A 25,299-nucleotide genomic window follows, 5' to 3' on the forward strand; every position below is an offset into this window, starting at 1 on the left:
TGGAAATTGCCGATAATGAGTGGGCGGCGGCCCGGCGTGCCGGGGGGCGTTGATGCCGATCAGTAACGCAGGCTGAAAACACGTTATGCTTGGCGCGTCTGGCCTTGTTGCCCGCATCGGTAACAAGGCCAGAGTTGTATCCGGCGCTGTCGTTGTCATAAATGAGGTTGTCATTGTGGGTGATATTGCTGTCAGGGCGCTGGACGCGTACCTGAACCTGCTCGAACAAAAAGGCGCGGCGGTGGAGGTGGTGCTGTTCCGCCGCAACATCCTGCGCCGGCTGGTGCAGATCCTGCGCGGCCAGCCGCGCAACCGCGATGTCTATCGCAGCGCGATCAATGCGCTGCTGTCGATCTGTCCGCCCGGTGACCGCCCGGCGGCGATGACGGCGGCGCGCGAGTACTACTACTTCTGGCTCGGCGACCTGCAGCAGCTGGCGCAGATGAATGCCCGCTCCGGCTTCACCACCCATCACGTGCGCCTGCCGGTGCTGGCCTCGTTCGCCGAGTTGCAGCAGCGCATGAGCGAGGAAAACTTCGCCAGCTTCCCGCCCTCGCTGGACATCTACCTGGGCAAGCTGTACGAGCTGGGCGCCGACGACGAGGTGCTGGCCGAACGCGCCGGGCTGATCAAGCCGCTGCTCTACCTGCTGCACGGCCAGGCGCACCACCCGGACAGCTTCCGCACCGCGGTCGACGCGATGCTGATCCACCTCACCGACAACTACGCGCGCGACAGCTTCCTCACCATCTCCCGCGAATTCTTCTACTACTGGATGACCTTTCCCGACGCCGGCGTGCGCCACAAGAAGGCCTCGCTCGCCTGAGTGCGACGGGTTTTTTGTTTGCTTTTCCATGTTGTAAAGATTGATTGCTGCCGATTGTGCTGGCATCATCGGGCAGAATATTCCAAGAAAGCCACGAAATGACCCATCCAGCCTACCAGGCCGCCGTTGCCGCCTTCACCCGCCTGTACCGTTACCAGCACCTGGCCGCCATCGCCGGCTGGGACCAGGCGGCGATGATGCCGCCCGGCGGCAACGCGGCGCGCGGCGCGGCGATGGCCGAGCTGCAGCTGCTGATGCACGGCCTGCTGACCGCGCCGGCGCTGCAACAGGCGCTGCAGGCGGCGGCGCAGGAGAGCCTGTCCGACGCCGAGCAGGCCTCGCTGCGCGAAATGCGCCGCAGCTGGCAGCACGCCAACCTGCTGCCGGCGCGGCTGGTGGAGGCCAAGGCGCTGGCCGGCAGCCGCTGCGAACACGCGTGGCGCGAGCAGCGCAAGGCGGGCGACTGGCAGGGTTTCCTGGGCAATTTCCGCGAGGTGGTGCAGCTGGCACGCGAAGAGGCGCAGCTGCTGGCCGACGCCAGCGGCAAGTCGCGCTACGACGCGCTGCTGGACAAGTACGAGCCGGGCATGAGCAGCGCCGAGCTGGAGCGCATCTTCGGCGACGTGAAAAGCTGGCTGCCGGGGCTGATCCGCCAGGTGATGGACAAGCAGGCCGGCGAGACGCTGCTCGCGGCGCAGGGGCCGTTCGCGGTGGACAAGCAGCGCGCGCTGGGGGTGGAGATCATGGGCCTCCTGGGCTTCGATTTCGACGCCGGCCGCCTGGACGTATCGGTGCACCCGTTCTGCGGCGGCGTGGCCGAGGACGTGCGCATCACCACCCGCTACCGCGACGACGACTTCATGCAGAGCATGATGGGCATCGTGCACGAGACCGGCCACGCCCGTTACGAACAGCGCCTGCCGCGCGATCTAGTGCACCTGCCGGTGGGCCAGGCACGCTCGATGGGTATCCACGAAAGCCAGAGCCTGTCGTTCGAGATGCAGCTGGGCCGCAGCCCGGCCTTCCTGTCGCTGATCGCGCCGCTGGTGAAGAAACACCTGGGCGAGCAGAGCGCCTTCGATGCGGCCAACCTGGCGCGCATGTACAGCCGCGTGCGCCCCGGCTTCATCCGCGTCGACGCCGACGAGCTGACCTACCCGGCGCACGTGATCCTGCGCTACGAGATCGAGCGCGCGCTGATCGAGGGCGAGATCGAGGCGGAGGACATCCCGGCGCTGTGGGACGAAAAGATGCAGGCCTACCTCGGCGTCGACACCCGCGGCAACTACCGCGACGGCTGCATGCAGGACATCCACTGGACCGACGGCAGCTTCGGCTACTTCCCCAGCTACACCCTGGGCGCGATGTACGCGGCGCAGTACTTCGCCACCCTCCGCTGCAACGTGCCGGACCTGGACGCCCGCATCGCCGCCGGCGACCTGGCGCCGGTGTTCGACTGGCTGGACGCCAACATCTGGTCGCAGGCCAGCCGCTGGGAAACCGGCGAGCTGGTGCGCCGCGCCACCGGCGAGGCGCTGAACCCGGCGCACTTCCGCGCCCACCTGCAGGCGCGCTACCTGTAAGCGCCGGCACACGCCGGACGTGACTGCGGCCAACCTTGGTGACAAGGTTGGCCGCAGTGTTTTTGGCGCAGTGCCGGCTCAGTTGGCGAATTGCGTTTCGCACGCTTGCCCGTCGCCGTCCATCCGGGTGTCCTAGCAGTGGCGCAGGAAGTGGGCGGCCTCCTGCAGCGAGTTCATCTGCGGGCAGGGCTGGCGACCGTCGCAGCGGAAGCCGGCGGTGGCCGCAGCCGGCGTCGCGGCGGGCCGGGCGGTGCCGACCGCGCTGCTGGCCGGTGCCGCGCCGCTGCGGGGGGCAAGGCTGGCGTAGCCGGCGACGCCGGCGGTGAGCAGCAACAGCAGCACGATGCCGTGCACGCGGCGGTTGTGCCGACGCGGCGCGGCCGGCGCCAGCACGTAGTCGAGCGGCGGGCTGAGGGCGGGCGGCTCGGTGAACACCTTGCCCTGCACCTGGCGGGCCGACACCTTGCCGTTGGCACCCTGCTGGCGCCGGAAGTAGACGACAAAGCCGACCTGCGGCCGCACGCCGTCCGGCGGGCAATCGGACAGGTCGAAGAACAGTTCTTCCCCGGTGTGATCCTGGGTGATGAAGCCGAAGCCTTTGTCGTCGTGCCAGCGGCTGATGGTGCCGTGATAAAGCATGGGATTTGCCTGGTCAGGGTGGGTGGCCAATCCCGTATTTTAATGTCATTTATGCTTTATGTGTTTTCTTTGTCATGTCGTGCCGCAGCTGGCGGCCAGCTCGCCGACCCGCGCCAGCGCGCTGACGAAGCGCTCGTCCAGCGGCTGGCAGCAGGACAGCCGCAGCGCGTTGCGGTAGCGGCCGCTCGGCGAGTACAGCGGCCCCGGCGAGATGCTGATGCGCTGCTGGATCGCCAGGTCGAACAGCTTCACCGTGTCGTAGCCCTCGGGCAGCTCCACCCAGATCAGGAAGCCGCCGCCGGGGTGGGTGGCGCGGGTGCCGGCCGGGAAGTGGTCGGCGATCAGCGCGCGCACCTTGTCGATGTGCAGCGTGTAGCGCCGCTTCAGCGCGCGCAGGTGGTGGTCGTAGCCGCCGGACTCCAGGAACGCGCCCAGCGTCTCGCACAGCACCAGCGGCTCGGCGATGGAGGTGGCGAACTTCAGCTTGCGCAATTCCTCGGTGAAGCGGCCGCCTTCCATCCAGCCGACGCGGAAGTCCGGCGCCAGCGTCTTGGTGTAGCTGGCGCAGACGATGACCCAGCCATCGCTGTCGTAGGCCTTCACCGCCGGTTGCAGCGCGTCGCCGAACTGCAGTTCGGCGTACAGCGCGTCCTCGATCAGCGGCACCTGGTAGCGGTTCACCAGTGCGGCCAACCTTTTCTTGTTGTCGGTGGGCATGCTGCAGCCCAGCGGATTGTGCACGTTGGGCATCGCGATGATGGCGTTGAGGCGCTTTTCCACCAGCAGCATCTCCAGCGCCTCCAGCGACAGCCCGGTTTGCGGATCGGTGGGGATCTCCAGCGCCTTCAGCCCCAGGCTGGCGAACAGCGGCAGCAGGTTGAAGTAGGTCGGCGATTCGATGCCCACGGTGTCGCCGGGGCGGCACACCGCGCGCAGCGCCAGGTTCAGCGCCTCCATCGCGCCGTGGGTGAGGATGATGTTGTCGGCCTGCAACGCCATGCCCAGCTCCAGCCCGCGCCGTGCGATCTGGGTGCGCAGCCGTTCCGAGCCCGGCGGCAGCGCGTAGTTGCTGACCAGGCCCGGGTTTTTGCGCAGCACCTGGCCCATCAGCCGCGCCAGCTTGGCGGCGGGGTAGAAGTCGCCGCCACGCGGGCAGGCCAGCGCCATGTCGACATAGCCCGGCGTCTGCTGCGCCTTCAGTGCGGCGCCGATCAGGTCCAGCACCGCGCCGTCGGTGCCCTGCGCCGGGCCGGCGGCCTGGCTGCTGCTGCGCGCCGGCGACGGCAGCCGCGAGCGCACGTAGTAGCCGGACTGCGGCCGCGCCTCGACCAGGCCGCGGTCTTCCAGCACGCGGTAGGCGGCGACCACGGTATTGAGCGACAGCTGGCGGCTGTGCGCGGTCTTGCGCACCGAGGGCAGGCGCGAGCCGGGCGGCAGGGTACCCAGGTTGATGGCGCCGGACAGGTCGTCGGCGAGTTGCTGGTACAGGGTGGTGCTATCCATGGCGGCTTTCCGTGACGCGGGCATGACAGTGGGCGGGAGAACGGGGGGTGACAGTTGCCGATAGGCTGCAACTGTCACCATGACAATAATAAATTCTTGGCACTGTATCCGGCAACTGCCGTTGGCTACGATGAAGCGGTCTACTACTTGTTGCGGGAGCGTGTGATGCTGGGTCTGCCTTTATTGAGTTACGTGTCGCTGATGTCGATCACGCCGGGGCCGAACAACCTGATGTTGGCCGCATCGGGGGTCAATTTCGGCTTTCGCCGCAGCGTGCCGCACCTGCTGGGCATCAGCATCGGCCACGGCGTGCAGGTGTTGCTGGTGTCGCTGCTGCTGGGCTGGGTGATGGCGTGGCTGGACGACTGGCGCCTGCTGCTGACGCTGGCCGGTTGCAGTTACCTGTTGTGGCTGTCGTGGCAGGTGTGGCTGGCGGGCGAGCCGCAGGCGAAGCAGCTGGTGCGGCCGATGGGCTTTGTCGCCGCCGCCGCCTTCCAGTGGGTGAACCCCAAGGCGTGGGTGATGGTGATCAACACCGCCTTGCTGTTCCTGCCGCTGCAGGCGCAGCTGTCGCACGCGCTGCTGCTGGCGCTGGCTTGTGCGCTGATCAACTTTCCCTGCATCTGCGTCTGGGCCGGGCTGGGCGAGGCCTTGCGCCGCCATCTGTCGCAGGCGGCGGCACGGCGCTGGTTCAATGGCATCATGGCCTTGTTGATGGCGCTGACCGCGCTATACCTGCTGTACGACGAATTGCAACTGGCCGGGGTGCTATGACATGACGGGAAGGCTACTGGGACTGTTGGGCGGCATGAGCTGGGAATCGACCGCGCACTACTACGCGCAGATCAATCGCCGGGTGCGCGACGCCCGCGGCGGGCTGCACTCGGCGCCGCTGCTGTTGCACAGCGTCGACTTCGCGCCGCTGGCCGAGCTGCAGCGCCAGGGGGACTGGGCGCAGGCCGCCGTGCTGCTGGGCGAGGCCGGCCGCAAGCTCGCGCAGGCCGGTGCCGGTGCGCTGCTGATCTGCAGCAACACCATGCACAAGGTGGCGGCGCCGGTGGCGGAGCGGGCCGGCATTCCGCTGCTGCACATCGCCGACCCCACCATCGCCGCGCTGCGTGCGGCCAAGGTTGGCCGCGTCGGCCTGCTCGGCACCCGCTTCACCATGGAGCAGGCGTTCTACCGCGAGCGGCTGCAGGCGGCCGGGCTGCAGGTGCTGCTGCCAACGGCGGCCGAGCGCGACGATATCCATCGCGTGATCTTCGACGAGCTGTGCCAGGGCCAGGTGCTGCCGGCGTCGCGGGCGCGCTATCTCGACATCATCGCCGCGCTGCAGGCGGCGGGGGCGGAGGCGGTGATACTCGGCTGCACCGAGATCGCGCTGCTGCTGGACGGCTGCGAGGCCGGCCTGCCGCTGTTCGACACCACCGCGCTGCACGCGCAGGCCGCGGCGGCGTGGCTGTTGCAGGTCGAGGCCTGAGCGCGGCTCAGGCCTTGCGCCGCGCGTTGAGGATCAGCAGCGCCAGCACGCCGCCCGCCAGCCCCCAGAACGCGGAGCCGATGCCGGCCAGCGACACGCCGGAAGCGGTAATCAGGAAGGTGATCAGCGCCGGCTCGCGCATCACGTCGTCCTTCATCGCGGTGGCGAGGCCGCCGGCGATGGTGCCGAACAGCGCCAGCCCGGCGATGGCCAGCACCAGCGCCTTGGGAAAGGCCGCGAACAGCGCGCCGACGGTGGCGCCGAACAGCCCCAGCAGCAGGTAGAACGCGCCCGCCGCCACGCTGGCCAGATAGCGTCGCGCCGGGTCTTCGTGCGCGTCCTTGCCCATGCACAGCGCGGCGGTGATCGCCGCCAGATTGACCGCGAAGCAGCCGAACGGCGCCAGCAGCAGGTTGACCACGCCGGTGCCGGTCATCAGCGCCGAGATCGGCGGCCGGTAGCCGTTGGCGTGCAGGGTGGCGACGCCGGGGATGTTCTGCGACGCCATGGTGACCATGAACAGCGGCAGGCCGACGCCCAGCAGCACGCCGGGGTTGAACTGCGGCGTGGTCCATACCGGCGTGGCCAGCGTCAGGGTGACCTCGCCCAGCTGCAGCAGGCCAAGCTTGGTCGCAATGACGCAGCCGAGCAGCAGCACCAGCACGATGGCGTAGCGCGGCAGCAGGCGTCTGGCCAGCAGGTAGGCGACGAACATCGCCAGCACCAGCGCAAGCTCGCCCTGCATCGCGGTGAACACATTGATGCCGAACTTGACCAGGATGCCGGCCAGCATCGCCGCCGCCATCGGCAGCGGAATGCGGTTGAGCGCCTTCTCGAACCAGCCCGTCACCCCGGCGAGCACGATCAGCGCCGCCGAGAACACGAAGGCGCCGATGGCCTCCGCCATGCTGACGCCGGAGAGCGAGGTGATCAAGAGCGCCGCACCCGGCGTCGACCACGCGGTCACCACCGGCACCCGGTAGCGCAGCGACAGCCCGATGCAGGTGATGCCCATCGCGATGCCCAGCGCCATCAGCCACGAGGCGATCATCGCCTGGCTGGCGCCGGCGCTGAGCGCCGCCTCGAAGATGATCGCCGCCGAGCTGGTGTAGCCGACGAGGACGGTGACAAAGCCGGCGCTGAGGGCGGGCAGATCGCGACGTTGCAGCATGGAGACTCCGTGAAGGCGCGCCTTAGCGGCCGCGCATGAAAAGATTGTCCAGGTCGCGCATCGACAGCCGCGACCACGTCGGCCGGCCGTGATTGCACTGCCCGGAGCGTTCGGTGGCTTCCATGTCGCGCAGCAGCGCGTTCATCTCGGTCAGTGTCAGCTGGCGGTTGGCGCGCACCGCACCGTGGCAGGCCATGGTGGCCAACAGCTCGTTGCGGCGCTCGGTCAGCACCTGGCTGAGGCCGATCTCGCGCACGTCCTTCAGTACCGCGCGCGCCAGCTCCACCGGGTTGCCGTCCTGCAGCCACACCGGCACGCCGCGCACCGCGATCTGCGTCGGCGACAGCGGCGCCAGCTCGATGCCGAGGCGCTGCATCGCCTCGCCGTGTTCGTGCGCGGTGGCGACCTCGAAGCGGTCGGCGGCGAACGACACCGGCAGCAGCAGGGGCTGCATCGGGATCGTGTCTTCTTCTAGTGCATTTTTCAGCCGTTCGTAGACGATGCGCTCGTGCGCGGCGTGCATGTCGACCACGATCAGCCCGTCCTCGCACTGGCTGAGGATGTACACCCCGTGCAGCTGCGCCAGCGCGAAACCGAGCGGCGGGATGCCGTCGCTGGCGTCGGGCAGGGCGGCAAGCTCGGCCGCAGCCAGCGGCGAGGGCAGGGGGCTGGCGGCCGTCGCGCTGCTGACCGGCGGCGTCTGGCCGCGTTCTTCCTCGCGCAGCCCGGCGAACTGGCGCTGGTAGCCGCCGATCGCCTCGCGCGCCACGTGCAGCGGCATCGCCTGCTGTTCGTAGCGTGGCTGCTGGAACGGCATCCGCGGCGGGCTGTCTGCGGCGCGCGCGGCCGCGGCGGCCGTGCCGAAGGCGGCGAGCGCGTCCTCGTTGCGGCCAACGTTGGCCGCAACGGCCGTGTCATTGCCTGCCGGCTGGCCGTCGTCCAGCGTCACCGCCGGGCTGGCGCCGGCGGTGGTGCTGGCCAGCGCCTTGTGCACGCTGTGGAACAGGAACTGGTGGATGCCCTGGCTCTCGCGGAAGCGCACCTCGATCTTGGTCGGGTGCACGTTGACGTCGACGTTGGCCGGATCCAGCGTGAAGAACAGCGCGTAGGCCGGGTGGCGGTCGTGGTGCAGCACGTCTCGGTAGGCCTGGCGCAGCGCGTGCTGCGCGATCTTGTCGCGCACGAAGCGGCCGTTGACGTAGAAGTACTGCGCGTCGCGGCTGGCCTTGGAGTAGGTCGGGCTGGCGACAAAGCCGGAGAGCGTCAGCCCGGCGGCGCCGGTGTCGACCGGCAGCGAGGCCTCGACGAAATCGCGGCCCAACAGCGCGCCGACGCGCTCGGCCAGGCTCTGCTGCGGCAGGCGCCACACCACCTTGCCGTTGTGGCGCAGGATGAACTCGACCTGCGGATGCGCCAGCGCGATGCGCTCGAAGGTGGCCTCACAGTGCGCGTACTCGGTGTTCTCGCTCTTCAGGAACTTGCGCCGTGCCGGGGTGTTGAAATAGAGGTCGACGATCTCGACGCTGGTGCCTGGCGCGTGCGCGGCCGGCTCCACCGGGTGCAGCGTGCCGTCGATGGCGACGATCTGGTGCGCGTGCTCGGCGTCGTGCGGGCGGCTGGTCAGCGTCAGCCGCGACACCGAGGCGACGCTGGCCAGCCCCTCGCCGCGAAAGCCGAGGGTGGCGACGTTTTCCAGGTCGTCGAGGCTGCCGATCTTGCTGGTGGCGTGGCGGTCCAGCGCCAGCGGCAGGTCGGCGGCGGCGATGCCGCCCCCGTTGTCGGTGACGCGGATCAGCTTGATGCCGCCCTGCGCCAGGTCGACGCTGATGCGGTCGGCGCCGGCGTCGAGGCTGTTTTCCAGGATTTCCTTCAGCGCCGACGCCGGCCGCTCCACCACCTCGCCGGCGGCGATCTGGTTGACGAGGTGGTCGGGCAGTTTCTGGATGCGTTTCATGGTGTGCATGGCGGGCTCAGGCCTTGTTTGCCGCCCGGCGGTGGCGGAGCACCTCGATGATGCCCGGCAGCATCGACACGATGATGATGCCGAAGATCAGGTATTCCAGGTTCTTGCGCACGAAGGGCAGGTTGCCGAAGAAGTAGCCGGCGTAGCAGAAGCCGGCCACCCACAGCACGGCGCCGACCACGTTGTAGCTGAGGAAGTGGCGGTAGTCCATGCGCCCGACGCCGGCGACGAAGGGGGCGAAGGTGCGCACGATGGGCACGAAGCGGGCGAAGATGATGGTCTTGCCGCCGTGACGCTCGTAGAAGGCGTGGGTCTTGTCCAGGTACTGCGGTTTCAGCAGCCGCGGAAAGCGGGCAAACAGGCGCATGCCGACATGTTTGCCGATGGCGTAGTTGACGCCGTCGCCGAGGATGGCGGCCACGATCAGCAGGCCGACCAGCAGCTGCACGTTCATCTCGCCCATCGCGGCGAGGGCGCCGGCGACGAACAGCAGCGAGTCGCCGGGCAGGAACGGCGTCACCACCAGCCCGGTTTCGCAGAACACGATCAGGAACAGGATCAGGTAGATCCACGGCCCGTAGCTGGCGACCAGCTGGGTCAGGTGCACGTCGATGTGCAGGATGAAATCAAGCAGAAAAGCGATCAGTTCCATGGCGACTCGGGGTGGGTAAAAGTCAAAAAAGGTTGGCCGCATTGCCTGCGGCCAACCTTGCTCGGGTCTGCGGCACGGGGCGTCAGACCACCGCTTCTTCTTTCGGCTTCACGATCTTGATCATGTGCTCGCGCTTGACGCCCAGCGCCAGCGCCAGCGGGCTGGCGACCAGTACCGAGGAGTAGATGCCGAACACGATGCCGATGGTCAGCGCCATGGCAAAGCCGTGCAGCGCCGGGCCGCCGAAGACCAGCATCGCCAGCACCACCGTCTCGGTGGAGCCGTGGGTGATCATGGTGCGGCTGATGGTGGAGGTGATCGCGTTGTCGATCACTTCCGCGGTGCTGCGGCCGCGCATGCCCGGCTTGCGGAAGTTCTCGCGGATACGGTCGAACACCACCACCGACTCGTTCACCGAGTAGCCCAGCACCGCCAGCACGCCGGCCAGCACCGTCAGGCTGAATTCCCACTGGAACAGCGCGAAGCAGCCGATGATGATCACCACGTCGTGCATGTTGGCGATGATTGCCGATACCGCCAGCCGCCACTCGAAGCGCAGTGCGAGGTAGATCACGATGCCCAGGCAGACCAGCAGGATCGCGGTGAGGCCGTGGGTGACCAGTTCCTCGCCCACGCTCGGGCCGACGAACTCGACCTTGCGCAGCTGCACGCCGGCGTCACCGGCCTTGAGCAGGCCCATCACCAGTTCCGACAGCTTGGCCGAGCTGGTGCCTTCCTTGTTCGGCAGGCGGATCAGCACGTCGCGGCTGGTGCCCAGGCTCTGCACCTGCACCTCGCCCACTTTCAGCGTTTCCACGCGGTGGCGGATGTCGGCGAGGTTGGCCGCTTGCTGGTACTGCACCTCCATCACCGTGCCGCCGGTGAACTCCACCGACAGGTTCAGGCCCTTGGTGGCCAGGAAGAACACCGCCAGGATGAAGGTCACCAGCGAGATCGCGGTGGTGAGCTTGCCGTAGCTCATGAACGGGATGTCCCGTTTGATGCGGAAAAACTCCATGTTTCTTGATCCTTACTTGGTTTCCGGCTTCCACACCTGGCCGATGGACACGGCAGTCAGGCGGCGGCGACGGCCGTACCACAGGTTGACGATGCCGCGCGATACCAGGACTGCGGAGAACATCGAGGTCAGGATGCCGAGGCAGTGCACCACGGCAAAGCCGCGCACCGGGCCGGAGCCGAATACCAGCAGCGCGATACCGGCGATCAGCGTGGTCACGTTCGAGTCCAGGATCGTCGCCCAGGCGTGGGCGTAACCGGCCTGAATCGCCGACTGCGGCGGCACGCCGTTGCGCAGCTCCTCGCGGATGCGCTCGTTGATCAGCACGTTGGCGTCGATGGCCATGCCCAGGGTCAGCGCGATCGCGGCGATGCCCGGCAGCGTCAGGGTCGCCTGCAGCATGGACAGCAGCGCGATCAGCATGAACAGGTTGACGCCGAGCGAGGCCACCGAGATCAGGCCGAACACGCGGTAGTACAGCACCATGAACACGGCGATGGCGGCAAAGCCCCACAGTGTGGCGCTGAAGCCCTTCTCGATGTTTTCCTTGCCCAGGCTCGGGCCGATGGTGCGTTCCTCGATGATGTTCATCGGCGCGGCCAGCGAGCCGGCGCGCAGCAGCAGGGCCACGTCGTTGGCTTCGGCCGGGTTCATGCTGCCGGAGATCTGCACGCGGCCGCCGCCGATTTCACTGCGGATCACCGGCGCGGTCACCACTTCGCTCTTGTTCTTCTCGACCAGCACCATCGCCATGCGCTTGCCGATGTTTTCCGCGGTCAGGCTGCGGAAAATCTCGGCGCCGGTGCTGTCCAGGCCGATGTCCACCGAGGCGCCGCCATTCTGGTCGAAGCCGGGCTGCGCCGAGTTGATGTTGTCGCCGGTCAGCTCGACATCCTTCTTCAGCAGGATCTTCTGGATGCCCTGCGGGCTGGCTTCATCCAGCAGCTCGTAGCCGACCGGCACGTTGCCGGCCATCGCTTCGGCCACGCGCGACGGGTCGTCTTCCACCATGCGCACCTGCAGCGTGGCGGTGCGGCCGAGGATGTCCTTGGCCTTGGCGGTGTCCTGCACCCCCGGCAGCTGCACCACGATGCGGCTCGGGCCGGCTTGCTGGATCACCGGTTCGGCGACGCCCAGCTCGTTGACACGGTTGTGCAGGGTGGTGATGTTCTGCGACACGGCATCGCTCTGGATGCGGGTGATCTCTTCCGGCTTCAGCGCGAGGCTGAGGCGGAACAGCTGGTCGTCGCTGCTGAAGGTCAGCGACGGCAGGCTGCGCGCCAGCTTGTCAGCGGCGGCATTCAGCGTCTCCTGGTCACGCAGCTGCACTTCCAGCGCGGTGTTGCCGGTGCGCTTGATGGCGCCGTAGCGGATCTTGGCGGTTTTCAGCTCGCGGCGGATGTCGCCGGCGTAGCGTTCCATGGTCTTGTCCACGGCGGCCTGCATGTCGACTTCCAGCAGGAAGTGCACGCCACCGCGCAGGTCGAGGCCGAGGAACATCGGGTTGGCGTGCAGCTTGCTCAGCCATTCCGGCGAAGCCGCCAGCAGGTTCAACGCGATGATGTAGGTGTCGCCCAGCGCTTGCTGGATGATGTCGCGCGCCTTGATCTGCGTGTCGGGATCGTTGAAGCGCACTTTCAGGCTGTTGCCGTCAAGGAACAGGCCGGCAGGCTTGATGCCCTGTTGCTGCAGTACGGTCTCCACCCGCGCCATCAGTGCCGTATCGACGGTGGCCGATTGGCGGGTGCTGGAGATTTGCACGGCAGGGGTTTCGCCAAAGAAATTGGGCAGGGTATAGATTGTCGAGACAATCAGCACTACCGCAATGACGAGGTATTTCCAGATCGGGAAGCGGTTCATGGAGGCGGTAACAGGAAAAAGGGCCGCCAGGGCGGCCCATTGGGATTACAGGGACTTGATGGTGCCTTTTTCCAGCTTGGCGGCGATGGCGCCACGCTGGACATTGATTTCCACGCCGTTGGCGATCTCGATCGCCAGGTACTGGTCACCGGCCTTAGTCACGCGGCCAACGATGCCACCTTGAGTTGCCACTTCGTCACCCTTGTTGATTTCGGACAGCATCTTCTGGTGTTCTTTCATTTTCTTCTGTTGCGGACGGATCAGCAGGAACCAGAACAAAACGAAAATCACGATCATGGGCAGGAAGCCCATCAGGTCGAAGCCGCCGGTGGCGGAAGTGTTGGCAAATGCTGGGGGGATGAACATCGAGTGAGACTCCCTGTTTATAAGTTGAATGCGGGTATTACGTGTGCAAGTGGCCGATTGTAGCCACGCTGCGGCTGATTTCCAACCATTGTGCCGAGATGCCGCTTTTGCAAGCGGCATCTCGGTGCGTGGCACGACATCACACTGACAGCGGCTGGCCGCGTCAGTTCACGCCGCGGGCGCGGCGTTCGTGGAAACCGGCTTTCCAGTCCTCGAAGCGGTCGGCGTCGATGGCGTCGCGCATCTCCTGCATCAGTACCTGGTAGTAGTGCAGGTTGTGGATGGTATTGAGGCGGGCGCCGAGGATCTCGCCGGTGCGGTGCAGGTGGTGCAGGTAGGCACGGCTGAAGTGGCGGCAGGCGTAGCACTCGCACTGCTCGTCCAGCGGCTTCTTGTCGTCCTTGTAGCGCGCGTTCTTGATCTTCAGGTCGCCCCACTGCGTGAACAGCCAGCCGTTGCGCGCGTTGCGGGTCGGCATCACGCAGTCGAACATGTCGATGCCGTTGGCGACGCCATGCACCAGGTCTTCCGGCGTGCCGACGCCCATCAGGTAGTGCGGCTTGTCGGCCGGCAGCATGTCCTTCAGTTCGGTCAGCATGCGATACATCTCTGGCTTTGGCTCGCCGACCGACAGCCCGCCGATGGCGATGCCGTCGAAACCGATCTGCATCAGGCCGTCCAGCGATTCGCGGCGCAGGTCAGTGTACAGGTTGCCCTGCACGATGCCGAACAGCGCGTTGGGGTTCTTCAGCTCGTCGAAGGCGCGGCGCGAGCGCTCGGCCCAGCGCAGGCTCATGCGCATGGACTTGGCGGCGGTGGCGTGGTCGACTTGGCCTGGGGTGCACTCGTCGAAGATCATCACGATGTCGGAGTTGAGCACCTTCTGGATTTCCATCGATTTCTCCGGCGACAGGAACAGCTTATCGCCGTTGACCGGGCTCTGGAAGGTCACGCCTTCCTCGGTGATCTTGTTCAGCGCGCCGAGGCTGAACACCTGAAAGCCGCCGGAGTCGGTGAGGATGGGCTTGTCCCAGCCGATGAACTGGTGCAGGCCGCCGAACTTCTCGATGATGTCGAGGCCCGGGCGCAGCCACAGATGGAAGGTGTTGCCCAGGATGATCTGGGCCTTGATGTCGTGCAGCTCGTGCGGGCTCATCGCCTTCACCGAGCCGTAGGTGCCCACCGGCTGGAACACCGGGGTCTCGACCTTGCCGTGGTTCAGTTCCAGGGTGCCGCGGCGGGCGCCACCCGATGTCTTGTGCAGGGTAAACTTCAGCATGTGCTTGATAATAATGGCTGGAATCGGAAATTTAGCCGCGCAGTATACACCCCGAGCCCGCCCGGCGTGTGAGCTTTGCACGCAAACGGCTTGCATTTGCCGGCGCCGGTTGGTAATATCGGCAGCCTTGATTGCAGGCACGTAGCTCAGTTGGTTAGAGCACCACCTTGACATGGTGGGGGTCGTTGGTTCGAATCCGATCGTGCCTACCAAATTCAGTTTGGAGTATTAAATGTTCAAGCGAACTACCACCACCCGTATCTCGCGATAAAACCGAGCCATACGGGGTGCCTTTAAAGCTAAAGGAATACTCCAAGCAAACCAAAAAGTGCGGCTCAAGCCGCACTTTTTTTTTGGTTTTTTGTCGTCCACCTTCACTTAAAGCTGGAGTTGCTATGCCTGACATTCGCCTGCCCGACGGTTCCATCCGTTCCTTCGACAAGCCGGTAACGGTGTACGAAGTGGCTGCGTCCATCGGTACCGGTCTTGCGCGCGCGGCGCTGGCTGGTCGCGTGGACGGCCAACTGGTTGATACGTCCTATCTGATTGCGGCCAACGTCGACCTGGCCATCATCACCGAGAAAGACGCGGACGGCCTGTCCATCATCCGTCACTCCACCGCCCACCTGCTGGCCTACGCGGTGAAGGAGCTGTTCCCGGAAGCGCAGGTCACCATCGGCCCGGAAATCGAAAACGGCTTCTACTACGATTTCGCCTACAAGCGTCCGTTCACGCCGGAAGACCTGGTGGCGATCGAGAAGAAGATGACCGAGCTGGCGAAGAAGGACATCCCGGTCGAGCGCTACGAGCTGCCGCGCGACGAGGCGATTGCCTACTTCAAGAGCATCGGCGAGGCGTACAAGGCCGAGATCATCGAGTCCATTCCACAGGGCGAGGTGCTGAGCCTGTACCGCGAGGGCGGCTTCACCGACCTGTGCCGCGGCCCGCACGTGCCGTCCACCGGCAAGCTGAAGGTGTTCAAGCTGATGAAGGTGGCCGGTGCCTACTGGCGCGGCGACAGCAACAACGAGATGCTGCAGCGTATCTACGGTACCGCCTGGCAGAAGAAGGAAGATCTGGAGCAGTACCTGTTCATGCTGGAAGAGGCGGAAAAGCGCGACCATCGCAAGCTGGGCCGTCAGCTGGACCTGTTCCACCTGCAGGACGAGGCGCCGGGCATGGTGTTCTGGCATCCGAAGGGCTGGGCGCTGTGGCAGAGCATCGAGCAGTACATGCGCAAGACGCTGACCGAGGCCGGCTACCAGGAAATCCGTACCCCGATGGTGATGGACCGCGTGCTGTGGGAGAAATCCGGTCACTGGGAAAACTACCGTGAGGGCATGTTCACCACCGAGTCGGAAAAGCGCGACTACGCGGTGAAACCGATGAACTGCCCGGGTCACGTGCAGGTGTTCAACCAGGGGCTGCGCTCCTACCGTGACCTGCCGATGCGCCTGGCCGAGTTCGGTGCCTGCCACCGCAACGAGCCGTCCGGCGCGCTGCACGGCATCATGCGCGTGCGCGGCTTCGTACAGGACGATGCCCACATCTTCTGTACCGATGAGCAGATCATCGCCGAGGCCAAGGCCTTCAACGAGCTGACCATGGCGGTGTACAAGCGCTTCGGCTTCGACAAGGTGGCGATCAAACTGTCGCTGCGTCCGGAAAAGTACGCCGGCACGCTGGAAACCTGGGATCGTGCCGAAGAAGGCCTGCGCGAGGCGCTGCGCGCCTGCGGCGTGGAGTGGGAAGAGCTGCCGGGCGAGGGCGCGTTCTACGGTCCGAAGATCGAGTACCACATCAAGGATGCGCTGGGCCGTTCCTGGCAGTGCGGCACCCTGCAGCTGGACTACGTGCTGCCGGAGCGTCTGGGCGCCGAGTATGTCACCGAGGACAATGGCCGTGCCCGGCCGGTGATGCTGCACCGCGCGATTCTGGGCTCGCTGGAGCGCTTCATCGGCATCCTGATCGAAAACCACGCCGGCGTGTTCCCGCTGTGGCTGGCGCCGGTGCAGATGGTGGTGATGAATATCACCAGCGCACAGGCCGATTATGCTGCGGATGTGGCAACCAGTTTGCGTAAACTGGGTTACAAAGTCGATCTTGACTTGAGAAACGAAAAGATCGGCTATAAAATCCGCGAGCACAGCCTGCAGAAACTTCCTTACCAGGTCGTCATCGGCGACAAGGAAAAAGAGGGCGGGCTGGTGGCCGTACGCGCTCGTGGCGAGGATCTGGGTCAGATGACCCTGCAAGCCTTTGCCGAACACCTGCAAGCCGCGATGGCGCAGGTCTGAGTGCCTACGGGTACGATCACTAAACTACAGGAGTATTGGCTATAGCTCAGGAACGCGAACCACGGATCAATGGCGAAATCACCGCCCGCGAGATCCGTCTGGTAGGAGAAGAAGGCGAGCAGCTCGGTATCGTCAGCCTGCGTGAAGGTCTGGCGCTGGCGGAAGAACGCGACGTTGATCTGGTGGAAATTTCGCCGACGGCCCAGCCGCCGGTGGTCAAGCTGATGGACTACGGCAAGTACAAGTACGAGCAGTCCAAGAAGCGCCACGAAGCGAAGCAGAAGCAGAAGCAGATCCAGATCAAGGAAATCAAGTTCCGTCCGGGTACCGACGATGGCGACTACAACGTCAAGCTGCGTAACCTGATCCGCTTCCTCACCGAAGGTGACAAAGCCAAGGTAACCCTGCGTTTCCGTGGTCGTGAGATGGCTCACCAGGATATCGGTCTCGCGCTGCTCAAGCGCGTCGAAGCCGATTTGGCGGAAGTGGGTACGGTCGAGCAGTTCCCGCGACTGGAAGGCCGCCAAATGGTCATGATGATTGCCCCGAAAAAGAAATAATCGGGTATAATCATCGACTTCTTCACGGCAGGCTCGCCTGCCGTGTTGATTTTGTGGGCCGGCAACGGCCTGCAGCAAAAGCGTGACGCAGCGGTTTCAAGTGCCTTCGGGCCACCCTGGGTCTAATCTAACGAAAATTCAGCAGGAGCATTCCATGCCGAAAATGAAAACCAAGTCGAGCGCGAAGAAGCGTCTCAAAGTATTGGGCAACGGTGGTGTCAAGCGCTCTATGGCGTTCAAGCGTCATATCCTGACCAAGAAAACCACCAAAACCAAACGTCAATTGCGCGGTACTGCCATGGTAGATAGCACCAACATGGCTTCCGTTCGCAAAATGATGCCCTACGCTTAAGGAGATAATTCATGCCACGCGTAAAACGCGGTGTAACCGCACGTGCTCGTCACAAGAAAATCTTAGCTCTGGCGAAAGGCTATCGCGGCCGCCGGAAGAACGTCTATCGCATCGCCAAACAGGCGGTGATGAAAGCCGGTCAGTACGCCTACCGCGACCGTCGTCAGAAAAAGCGTCAGTTCCGTCAACTGTGGATTGCTCGTATCAACGCCGCTTCGCGTGAAAACGGCCTGCCATACAGCAAGTTCATGAACGGCCTGAAGAAAGCGCTGATCGAAATCGACCGTAAGGTCCTGGCCGATCTGGCCGTGTTCGATAAGCCGGCATTTGCTCAAATCGTTGCACAAGCAAAAGCCGCCCTCGCTTAAGCGCTGGATACTAAAAAGGGAGGCTGATGCCTCCCTTTTTTTTCGATTTTCCCCAAGATGGCTGACTCGAGCGCGCCCCGTTCCGGTCAGTTTTCTTACGCATACTGGTGCGACCCATGAGCAATGTTGACGTGATTCTCAAGGAAGGTCTGGCGGCACTCGATGCTGCTGCCGATCTCGTTGAACTGGAACAGGTCAAGGCCCGCTATCTTGGTAAAAGCGGTGCACTGACCGAGCTGCTGAAACAGCTGGGCAAACTTTCGCCCGAAGAGCGCAAGACTGCCGGCGCCACCATCAACGCCGCCAAGCAGGCGTTCGAGACCCGTCACAACGAGGTGCGCGACGGTTTCAACGCCGCCAAGTTGGCCGCACAGTTGGCCGCAGAGTCTCTGGACGTGACCCTGCCGGGTCGTGGCATCCTGCCTGCCGGTCTGCACCCGGTGACGCTGACGCTGGAGCGCATCACCGGTCTGTTCGCCACCATGGGCTTCGAAGTGGCCGACGGCCCGGAAATCGAGAGCGATTTCCACAACTTCCAGGCGCTGAACATTCCGGAAAACCACCCGGCGCGCGCCATGCAGGACACCTTCTACGTGGAAGGTGGCGACGTGCTGCGTACCCATACCAGCCCGATCCAGGTGCGTTACATGCTGGACAACCAGCCGCCGATCAAGATCGTGGCCCCGGGCCGCGTCTACCGCGTGGACTCCGACGCCACCCACTCGCCGATGTTCCACCAGATGGAAGGTCTGTGGATCGACCAGAACGTGAGCTTCGCCGACCTGAAAGCCACCATCACCGAGTTCCTGCGCCGTTTCTTCGAGCGCGACGACATGCAGGTGCGCTTCCGCCCGTCCTTCTTCCCGTTCACCGAGACCTCGGCCGAGATCGACGTGCTGGACGAGCAGGGCCGCTGGCTGGAAGTGGGCGGTAGCGGCATGGTGCACCCGAACGTGCTGCGCAACGTCGGCATCGACCCGGAAAAATACACCGGCTTTGCCTTCGGTATCGGCCTCGACCGCTTTGCCATGCTGCGTTACGGCGTGAACGACCTGCGCCTGTTCTTCGAGAACGATCTGACCTTCCTGAAACAATTCAACTGATCGCGACGGAGACTCCTCATGCAATTTTCCGAACAATGGCTGCGCAGCCGCGTCAACCCGTCGCTGAGCACCGACCAGCTGTCCTACCTGCTGACCATGGCCGGTCTGGAAGTGGAAGAAGTCAACGCCGCCGCCCCCGCCTTCAGCGGTGTGGTGATCGGCGAAGTGAAAGAGTGTGAAAAGCACGAGAACGCCGACCGCCTGCGCGTGACCAAGGTCGACGTCGGCACCGGCGAGCTGGTGCAGATCGTGTGCGGCGCACCGAACGTGGCCGTGGGCGTGAAGGTGCCGTGCGCGCTGCCGGGCGCCATCCTGCCGGGCGACTTCCGGATCAAGCCGACCAAGATGCGCGGCGTCGAATCCGGCGGCATGCTGTGCTCCGGCAAGGAGCTGGGCGTGCCGGACGAGGTCGACGGCCTGATGCTGCTGCCGGCCGACGCGCCGGTCGGCCAGAACATCCGCGACTACCTGGGCCTGGACGACAGCCTGTTCACGCTGAAGATCACGCCTAACCGCGCCGACTGCCTGTCCATCCGTGGCATCGCCCGCGAAGTGGCGGCCCTGACCGGTAGCCCGCTGGCGGCCTGGGACATCGCCGCCGTGGCACCGCAAAGCGACAGCAAGCTGGCGGTCGGTATCGCCGATGGCGCGCCGTGTGGCCGCTACGTTGGCCGCGTTGTAAAGAACGTCAACGCCGCCGCGCCGACACCGGACTGGATGAAGCGCCGCCTGGAGCGTTCCGGCCTGCGTTCCATCTCCGCCATCGTCGACATCACCAACTATATCCTGCTGGAGCAGGGCCAGCCGATGCACGCGTTTGATCTGAACAAGATCGACGGCGGCATCACCGTGCGCATGGCTGAGGCCGGCGAGAAGCTGGTGTGCCTCAACGAGAAAGAAATCGAGCTGACGCCGGACCTGATGGTGATCGCCGATGCCGCCAAGCCGCTGGCCATCGCCGGCATCATGGGCGGCCTGGACAGCGGCGTGACTAGCGCCAGTCGCGACATTTTCCTGGAGAGCGCCTTCTTCCTGCCGGAGGCCATCGCCGGCAAGGCACGCGCGCTGGGCTTCGGCTCCGATTCCAGCTACCGCTACGAGCGCGGCGTGGATTTCGCGCTGCAGACCGAGGCCATCGAGCGCGCCACCGCGCTGGTGCTGGAAATCTGCGGCGGCGAGCCGGGCCCGCTGACCGAAACCGTGTCGGCGCTGCCGGCACGCGCCAGCGTGGCGGTGCGTACCGCCCGTGTCGCCCGGGTGCTGGGTGTCATGTTGGCCGCAGACGAGATCGCTGCCATTTTCACCCGCCTCGGCCTGCCGTTCGAGCAGAACGCCGACGGTTTCGTGGTTTCCGCGCCGAGCTTCCGCTTCGATATCGCGATCGAGGAAGACCTGATCGAGGAAATCGCCCGCGTCTACGGCTACGACAATATTCCGGCCAACGCCCCGGTCGCCGCGCAAACCATGCTGTCGCAGCCGGAAGGCCTGCGCGTGCGCAGCGAGGTACGCCGCCTGCTGGCCGGTCGCGATTTCCAGGAAATCGTCAGCTACGCCTTCGTGGAAGAAAAGTGGGAGCGCGATTTCGCCGGTAATCATAATCCGGTACGCCTGATCAACCCGATCGCCAGCCAGATGAGCGTGATGCGCTCCAGCCTGATCGGCGGTCTGGTGGACACCCTTGCGGCCAACCTTAACCGCAAGCACAGCCGTGTGCGCGTGTTCGAGATCGCCCGCGTGTTCCACAAGCAGGCCGACGGCAGCGTGCAACAGCCGGAAGTCATCGCCGGTCTGGCGCACGGCAGCCGTGTCGACGAGCAGTGGGGCAGCAAGGCCGAGCGCGTCGATTTCTACGACATCAAGGCCGACGTCGAGGCGCTGCTGTACCCACGCGTCGCCGAATACCGCAAGGCCGCCCATCCGGCCTTCCACCCTGGCCGCTGCGCCGAGGTGCTGCTGGACGGCGCCGTGGTCGGCGTGCTGGGCGAGCTGCACCCGCAGTGGGTACAGGCCTACGGCCTGACCAACGCGCCGGTGCTGTTCGAACTGGCGGTCGAGGCGGCCGAGCAGGTTGGCCGCGTCAAGCTGGCGCCGGTCAGCAAGTTCCAGCCGGTCCGCCGCGACCTCGCGCTGGTGGTGGCGGAAGAGGTGAGCGTCGCCACGCTGCAGCAGGCGATGCTGGCGGTGGCGCCGGAATTCGTGCGCGAGCTGGCGCTGTTCGACCTCTACCGCGGCAAGGGTGTGGACGAGGGCAAGAAGAGCCTGGCGTTCCGCATCGTGCTGCAGGCGGCCGACCGCACCCTGGTCGACGACGAGGTCGAGCAGGCGGTGGCCGCGATGCTGGCGGCCGCCGAAGCGGCCGGTGCCGTACTGCGCGCCTGATCCATCCTGTTGGCCACCCGCCGGGCGGGTGGCGTTTTATCCGATGTTGTAGTGAGGAATATCATGACTTTGACCAAAGCCGAGTTGGCCGATCTGTTGTTCGACAAGGTGGGCCTGAACAAGCGCGAAGCCAAGGACATGGTGGAGTCGTTTTTTGAAGAAATCCGCTCCACCCTGGAAACGGGCACCAGCGTCAAACTGTCCGGTTTCGGCAATTTCCAGCTGCGCGACAAGCCGCAGCGCCCGGGGCGCAACCCGAAAACCGGCGAAGAGATTCCCATCACCGCCCGACGCGTGGTAACTTTCCATGCAAGTCAGAAACTCAAGGGAATGGTTGAACAACATCATGCAAACACCCAAGGCTGAGCTTCCTGCCATTCCGGCCAAACGCTATTTCACCATCGGTGAAGTCAGCGAGCTGACCGGCGTCAAGCAGCATGTACTGCGCTATTGGGAGCAGGAGTTCTCCGAGCTGCGCAACGTCAAGCGCCGCGGCAACCGTCGCTACTACCAGCACCGCGAGGTCTTGCTGGTGCGTCGCATCCGTTCCCTGCTCTACGACGACGGTTTCACGCTGCATGGCGCCCGCCAGCGTCTGGAAGGCGACCAGCCGGCACCGGCCACCGCCGGCGAAGTGCGCAAGGAGTTGCAGGCCATCCTCGACTGGCTGGATCTGAGCCTTGGCAAAGACTGAATAACTGTTTATAATTTTTGCCTTGAGTCGGAGTGTGGCGCAGCCCGGTAGCGCACTTGCATGGGGTGCAAGGGGTCGAAGGTTCGAATCCTTTCACTCCGACCAACAATCATTCGAAGGCCACTTGCTTGCAGGTGGCCTTTATCATTTGTCCGTATCCACTTTCTTCTGGGTATCAGCTGCCGGGAGCCGCCAACATGATCGCCACGCCGTGTATCGGAGTCTGCTCCACCGCCGTCGGCGACGAGGTCTGCTTCGGCTGCGGCCGCAGTTTTGCCGAGGTCTCCGACTGGCTGGCGCTTGACGACGGCCAGCGCGCGGCCGTGCAGGCGCAGCTGTCGCGACGCAAGGTCTGGCTGCAGATGGCGATGCAGACCGGCGGCCGCCTGCTGACGATCCAGCCGGCTGAGCGGCAGGCCACGCTGGCGCTGACGCCGTCGCTGCTGGTCACCCTGGGTTGGCCGCAGCAGCGGCAGGGCCGAGGCTACGTGCCGTTCTTGACCCACGACGGCCGCCGCTACCTGCTGCCGGTGCACCGCGACGACTGGCTGCGCCTGTTCTGGGACTGCCTGTTCGATGCCGACTGCGCGCCGCAGAACTGAGCGTGCCTTGTCTTCGCCTGCCTGTCGGCGGCAAGATAGCGGCTCAATCGGGAGCAGGGGGATGTCGCATGGCGCAGGACAGCAGCTTGAGTTCATTCTGGGACAGCCGTTACCAGCAGCAGGTCACGCCGTGGGAGAGCGGCCAACTGCCGGCCGGGTTCGCCGCGCTGGTGCAGCCGCTGCTGCCACTGGCGCATTCGGTGTTGCTGCCCGGTTGCGGCAGCGGCTACGAGGTCGCCTACCTGCAGCGCCAGGGCTTGCAGGTGGCCGCGATCGACTTCAGCGCCGCGGCGGTGGCGCAGGCGCGCCAGCAGCTCGGCCCGCTGTCGGAGCTGGTGCGGCAGGCCGATTTTTTCAGTGACGAGGTCGACGGCAGCTGGGACTGGGTGTACGAGCGTGCCTTCCTGTGTGCGTTGCCGCCGTCGCGCTGGCCGGCCTACGCCGAGAAAATGGCGCACCTGGTGAAGCCAGGCGGCTATCTCGCCGGCTACTTCTTCTTGCGGCCAACCTTGAAAGGCCCGCCCTTCGGCGCCGAGCTGACCCGGCTGCAGGCGCTGTTCCAGCCTTGGTTCAGCCTGCAGCAGCAAACCCCGGTGAGCGGCTCCTTGCCGGTGTTCGCGCCGGACGAATACTGGCTTTGCTGGCAGCGATCAGAAAAGTTGATGCCGGTCATTTGATTTAAGATAACCGCTATTTTTTTTCACGGAAACAGTGTAAAAACGACCGACAATAAGTGCAGACAAGCACGCAGCTAGCAACAGGAGAGACGAAGGATGAATTGGTTCTGGCGGACTTATTACCTGATGGAAAAATCGTTCTGGAATTCGCTGACCAAGAAATTGTGCAGCTTTTTCTTCATCAGCCTGTTCCAGTTGATCCTGATCGCCTACGTTTACCTGGCGCTGGACGATATCCGCCAACTGGTCGGTGGCCAGGAACTGACCGAACCGATCCGTCAGCAGATCTTCTCGCTGCTGGACAAGACCATGATCTGGTCGTTTGCCATCTGGTGCGTGTCGCTGGTGTTCATCGCCTTCATGGTCTGGTACCTGCGCTTCCTGATCGTGCGGCCCTTGCAGATGATCATCGGCATCTTCCGCGAGATCGGCGCCGGCGAGGGCGACCTGTCGCGCGAGATCCCGACCATCACCTACGACGAGATCCGCGACCTGTCGCTGTCCTATAACGAATTCCTGAAGAAGATGCGCGAGATCATCAGCAATGTGCGCATCATGACCATCCGCATCGCCATGGACTCCACCCGCACGCGCAAGAACATCGGCGAGTCGCTGAACAGCGCCAAGCAGCAGGCGGAGCTGGCCAGCCAGGTGCGCGATTCCAGCGATCAGACCACCGCCGGCATCAGCCAGGTGTCGGCTGAAACGCAGTCGATTTCCGCCACCACGGTGGGCAACCTGGCGATGGCGCGCGAGTCCTACGCCGAGCTGCAGGACGCCGCGACGCGGATAGGCGAGATCAGCGGCCGTGTCGGCGCCTTCAACAATACCGTGGTGGAGCTGAACAACCGCTCGGCCAGCATCAAGACCATCGTCGACCTGATCAAGGACATCTCGGAACAGACCAACCTGCTGGCGCTGAATGCGGCGATCGAGGCGGCGCGCGCCGGCGAATCCGGTCGCGGTTTCGCGGTGGTGGCCGACGAAGTGCGCAAGCTGGCGGAGCGGGTGCGGGTGGCGACCGACGAAATCTCCGGCAACATCGACGGCATGCTCAACCTGGTGTCGCACACCCAGGAGGCGACCGCGCGCATCAATACCGATACCTCGCAGGCGCTGGACGTGGTGAATCGTTCCTCGCAGCACTTCGGTCGCATGATGAGCGATTTTGAAAACATGGCCAGCGGCCTGACCGAAATCGCGGGCACCATGGAGCTGTTTGCCGGCACCAATCTGCAGGTCAACCGTAACGTCTCGGAAATCCACGGCCTGAGCACGGTGGTGTCCACGCACTTGGCGCAGTCGGAAGACGTGTCGGTCAAGCTGTCGGTGGCGGCGGAGCAGGTGCAGGAGCTGGTGTCGCGCTTCGTGATCGGCGAGGGCGAGCTGGACGCGGTGATCGGCGTGGCCCGCCACGCCCGCGACGAACTGGCGAACATGCTGGAGCGGGCGCAGGGCGAGGGTCTCAACGTGTTTGACCAGCGCTACCAGCCGATTCCTGGCTCCAATCCGGCGAAATTCCATACCGCCTACGACGACAAGCTGGCACCGGCACTGCAGAAAGTCTACGACCTGGTGGTGCAAAAGACCAATGGCGGCCGTTTCTGCCTGCTGGTCGATACCAACGGCTACGCGCCGACCCACAACAGCTTCTATTCCAAGCCGCCGACCGGCGACCTGCAGCAGGATCTGGTCGGCAGCCGCGACAAGCGTATCTTCAACGATCCGACCGGCATCAAGTCGGCGAAGAACACCCAGCCCTTCCTGCTGCAGACCTATATGCGCGACACCGGCGAGATCCTGTCGGAGATCGCCCTGCCGATCCGCCTGGCCGGCCGGCACTGGGGGGCGATCCGGGTCGGTTTCGACCCGTCGGCCCTGCTGAAGGCGGACTGATACGCTGCCCATGACAAAACGCCCGGATCGT

Annotated in this window: 24 protein-coding genes and 2 tRNA genes; 17 read left to right on the forward strand and 9 right to left on the reverse strand. The window is 64.9% G+C overall.

Going from position 1 to position 25,299, the window contains the following annotated elements:
• The first annotated feature begins 175 nt into the window (after nucleotides 1-175).
• Complete coding sequence (locus tag IE100_RS08830) at nucleotides 176-826, forward strand: hypothetical protein (RefSeq protein WP_229800305.1); 651 nt, start codon at nucleotides 176-178, stop codon at nucleotides 824-826.
• Nucleotides 827-924: 98 nt separating this feature from the next.
• Nucleotides 925-2,409 carry a carboxypeptidase M32 gene (locus IE100_RS08835; protein ID WP_189373736.1) on the forward strand — a complete coding sequence of 495 codons (1,485 nt, stop codon included), beginning with the start codon at nucleotides 925-927 and terminating at the stop codon, nucleotides 2,407-2,409.
• A 132-nt stretch (nucleotides 2,410-2,541) separates the two neighbouring features.
• Here the strand turns inward: IE100_RS08835 and IE100_RS08840 are convergent, their stop codons facing one another.
• Both IE100_RS08840 and IE100_RS08845 read right to left on the reverse strand, forming a co-directional pair.
• The gene (locus IE100_RS08840) at nucleotides 2,542-3,048 is read right to left on the reverse strand and encodes a cold shock domain-containing protein (protein ID WP_189373737.1); all 507 of its coding nucleotides are present in this window, start codon (nucleotides 3,046-3,048) and stop codon (nucleotides 2,542-2,544) included.
• Nucleotides 3,049-3,120: 72 nt separating this feature from the next.
• On the reverse strand, nucleotides 3,121-4,551 hold the full coding sequence (locus IE100_RS08845; protein ID WP_189373738.1) for an aminotransferase-like domain-containing protein: 1,431 nt from the start codon (nucleotides 4,549-4,551) through the stop codon (nucleotides 3,121-3,123).
• A 165-nt stretch (nucleotides 4,552-4,716) separates the two neighbouring features.
• Here IE100_RS08845 and IE100_RS08850 point away from each other — a divergent pair, with 165 nt between their 5' ends.
• Together IE100_RS08850 and IE100_RS08855 are read left to right on the forward strand one after the other, a co-directional pair.
• Nucleotides 4,717-5,325 (forward strand): LysE family translocator, encoded by a 609-nt coding sequence (locus IE100_RS08850; RefSeq protein WP_120811462.1) that lies wholly within the window; start codon nucleotides 4,717-4,719, stop codon nucleotides 5,323-5,325.
• Nucleotide 5,326: 1 nt separating this feature from the next.
• Nucleotides 5,327-6,031 carry an aspartate/glutamate racemase family protein gene (locus IE100_RS08855; RefSeq protein WP_189373739.1) on the forward strand — a complete coding sequence of 235 codons (705 nt, stop codon included), beginning with the start codon at nucleotides 5,327-5,329 and terminating at the stop codon, nucleotides 6,029-6,031.
• Between the two features lie 7 nt (nucleotides 6,032-6,038).
• Here IE100_RS08855 and IE100_RS08860 read toward each other — a convergent pair whose 3' ends face one another.
• From IE100_RS08860 to tgt, 7 genes are all read right to left on the reverse strand, one after another.
• Nucleotides 6,039-7,202 (reverse strand): benzoate/H(+) symporter BenE family transporter, encoded by a 1,164-nt coding sequence (locus tag IE100_RS08860; RefSeq protein ID WP_189373740.1) that lies wholly within the window; start codon nucleotides 7,200-7,202, stop codon nucleotides 6,039-6,041.
• 22 nt (nucleotides 7,203-7,224) lie between these two features.
• The gene (mutL, locus tag IE100_RS08865) at nucleotides 7,225-9,156 is read right to left on the reverse strand and encodes a DNA mismatch repair endonuclease MutL (protein WP_189373934.1); all 1,932 of its coding nucleotides are present in this window, start codon (nucleotides 9,154-9,156) and stop codon (nucleotides 7,225-7,227) included.
• 16 nt (nucleotides 9,157-9,172) lie between these two features.
• Nucleotides 9,173-9,811 carry a DedA family protein gene (locus tag IE100_RS08870; protein WP_229800321.1) on the reverse strand — a complete coding sequence of 213 codons (639 nt, stop codon included), beginning with the start codon at nucleotides 9,809-9,811 and terminating at the stop codon, nucleotides 9,173-9,175.
• 88 nt (nucleotides 9,812-9,899) lie between these two features.
• Nucleotides 9,900-10,835: a protein translocase subunit SecF gene (gene secF, locus IE100_RS08875; RefSeq protein ID WP_189373742.1), complete on the reverse strand. Its 936-nt coding sequence runs from the start codon at nucleotides 10,833-10,835 to the stop codon at nucleotides 9,900-9,902.
• A gap of 12 nt (nucleotides 10,836-10,847) precedes the next feature.
• Nucleotides 10,848-12,695: a protein translocase subunit SecD gene (secD, locus tag IE100_RS08880; RefSeq protein WP_189373743.1), complete on the reverse strand. Its 1,848-nt coding sequence runs from the start codon at nucleotides 12,693-12,695 to the stop codon at nucleotides 10,848-10,850.
• A gap of 45 nt (nucleotides 12,696-12,740) precedes the next feature.
• The gene (gene yajC / locus IE100_RS08885) at nucleotides 12,741-13,061 is read right to left on the reverse strand and encodes a preprotein translocase subunit YajC (RefSeq protein WP_189373744.1); all 321 of its coding nucleotides are present in this window, start codon (nucleotides 13,059-13,061) and stop codon (nucleotides 12,741-12,743) included.
• Between the two features lie 163 nt (nucleotides 13,062-13,224).
• On the reverse strand, nucleotides 13,225-14,340 hold the full coding sequence (gene tgt / locus IE100_RS08890) for a tRNA guanosine(34) transglycosylase Tgt (protein WP_189373745.1): 1,116 nt from the start codon (nucleotides 14,338-14,340) through the stop codon (nucleotides 13,225-13,227).
• A gap of 135 nt (nucleotides 14,341-14,475) precedes the next feature.
• Between tgt and IE100_RS08895 the strand changes: the two genes are divergently transcribed.
• The 13 genes from IE100_RS08895 (at nucleotide 14,476) to IE100_RS08955 (ending at nucleotide 25,268) form a co-directional block, all read left to right on the forward strand.
• A tRNA-Val gene (locus tag IE100_RS08895) sits at nucleotides 14,476-14,552 on the forward strand.
• Nucleotides 14,553-14,735: 183 nt separating this feature from the next.
• Nucleotides 14,736-16,637, forward strand: coding sequence for a threonine--tRNA ligase (gene thrS, locus IE100_RS08900; protein ID WP_189373746.1), 1,902 nt, complete (start codon nucleotides 14,736-14,738; stop codon nucleotides 16,635-16,637).
• A gap of 35 nt (nucleotides 16,638-16,672) precedes the next feature.
• Nucleotides 16,673-17,197 (forward strand): translation initiation factor IF-3, encoded by a 525-nt coding sequence (gene infC, locus IE100_RS08905; RefSeq protein WP_082133798.1) that lies wholly within the window; start codon nucleotides 16,673-16,675, stop codon nucleotides 17,195-17,197.
• A 154-nt stretch (nucleotides 17,198-17,351) separates the two neighbouring features.
• The gene (gene rpmI / locus IE100_RS08910) at nucleotides 17,352-17,549 is read left to right on the forward strand and encodes a 50S ribosomal protein L35 (protein WP_047967884.1); all 198 of its coding nucleotides are present in this window, start codon (nucleotides 17,352-17,354) and stop codon (nucleotides 17,547-17,549) included.
• 11 nt (nucleotides 17,550-17,560) lie between these two features.
• Complete coding sequence (gene rplT, locus IE100_RS08915) at nucleotides 17,561-17,917, forward strand: 50S ribosomal protein L20 (RefSeq protein ID WP_189373747.1); 357 nt, start codon at nucleotides 17,561-17,563, stop codon at nucleotides 17,915-17,917.
• Nucleotides 17,918-18,033: 116 nt separating this feature from the next.
• The gene (pheS, locus tag IE100_RS08920; protein WP_189373748.1) at nucleotides 18,034-19,020 is read left to right on the forward strand and encodes a phenylalanine--tRNA ligase subunit alpha; all 987 of its coding nucleotides are present in this window, start codon (nucleotides 18,034-18,036) and stop codon (nucleotides 19,018-19,020) included.
• An 18-nt stretch (nucleotides 19,021-19,038) separates the two neighbouring features.
• Nucleotides 19,039-21,399, forward strand: a complete 2,361-nt coding sequence (gene pheT, locus IE100_RS08925) for a phenylalanine--tRNA ligase subunit beta (RefSeq protein WP_189373749.1) — start codon at nucleotides 19,039-19,041, stop codon at nucleotides 21,397-21,399.
• Nucleotides 21,400-21,462: 63 nt separating this feature from the next.
• On the forward strand, nucleotides 21,463-21,765 hold the full coding sequence (locus IE100_RS08930) for an integration host factor subunit alpha (RefSeq protein WP_047967888.1): 303 nt from the start codon (nucleotides 21,463-21,465) through the stop codon (nucleotides 21,763-21,765).
• A complete protein-coding gene (locus IE100_RS08935; protein ID WP_189373750.1) occupies nucleotides 21,746-22,093 on the forward strand; it encodes a MerR family transcriptional regulator in 348 nt (115 codons plus the stop codon). The genes IE100_RS08930 and IE100_RS08935 overlap by 20 nt, the downstream gene beginning before the upstream one ends.
• Before the next feature lie 28 nt (nucleotides 22,094-22,121).
• Nucleotides 22,122-22,198: transfer RNA gene (locus IE100_RS08940), tRNA-Pro, on the forward strand.
• Between the two features lie 92 nt (nucleotides 22,199-22,290).
• Nucleotides 22,291-22,695 (forward strand): DUF1289 domain-containing protein, encoded by a 405-nt coding sequence (locus tag IE100_RS08945; RefSeq protein WP_189373751.1) that lies wholly within the window; start codon nucleotides 22,291-22,293, stop codon nucleotides 22,693-22,695.
• Between the two features lie 86 nt (nucleotides 22,696-22,781).
• Nucleotides 22,782-23,372: a methyltransferase domain-containing protein gene (locus tag IE100_RS08950; RefSeq protein ID WP_189373752.1), complete on the forward strand. Its 591-nt coding sequence runs from the start codon at nucleotides 22,782-22,784 to the stop codon at nucleotides 23,370-23,372.
• Nucleotides 23,373-23,468: 96 nt separating this feature from the next.
• Nucleotides 23,469-25,268: a methyl-accepting chemotaxis protein gene (locus tag IE100_RS08955; RefSeq protein WP_189373753.1), complete on the forward strand. Its 1,800-nt coding sequence runs from the start codon at nucleotides 23,469-23,471 to the stop codon at nucleotides 25,266-25,268.
• Nucleotides 25,269-25,299: the final 31 nt, after the last annotated feature.

This window comes from Vogesella alkaliphila (assembly GCF_014652475.1).
Classification (GTDB): domain Bacteria; phylum Pseudomonadota; class Gammaproteobacteria; order Burkholderiales; family Chromobacteriaceae; genus Vogesella; species Vogesella alkaliphila.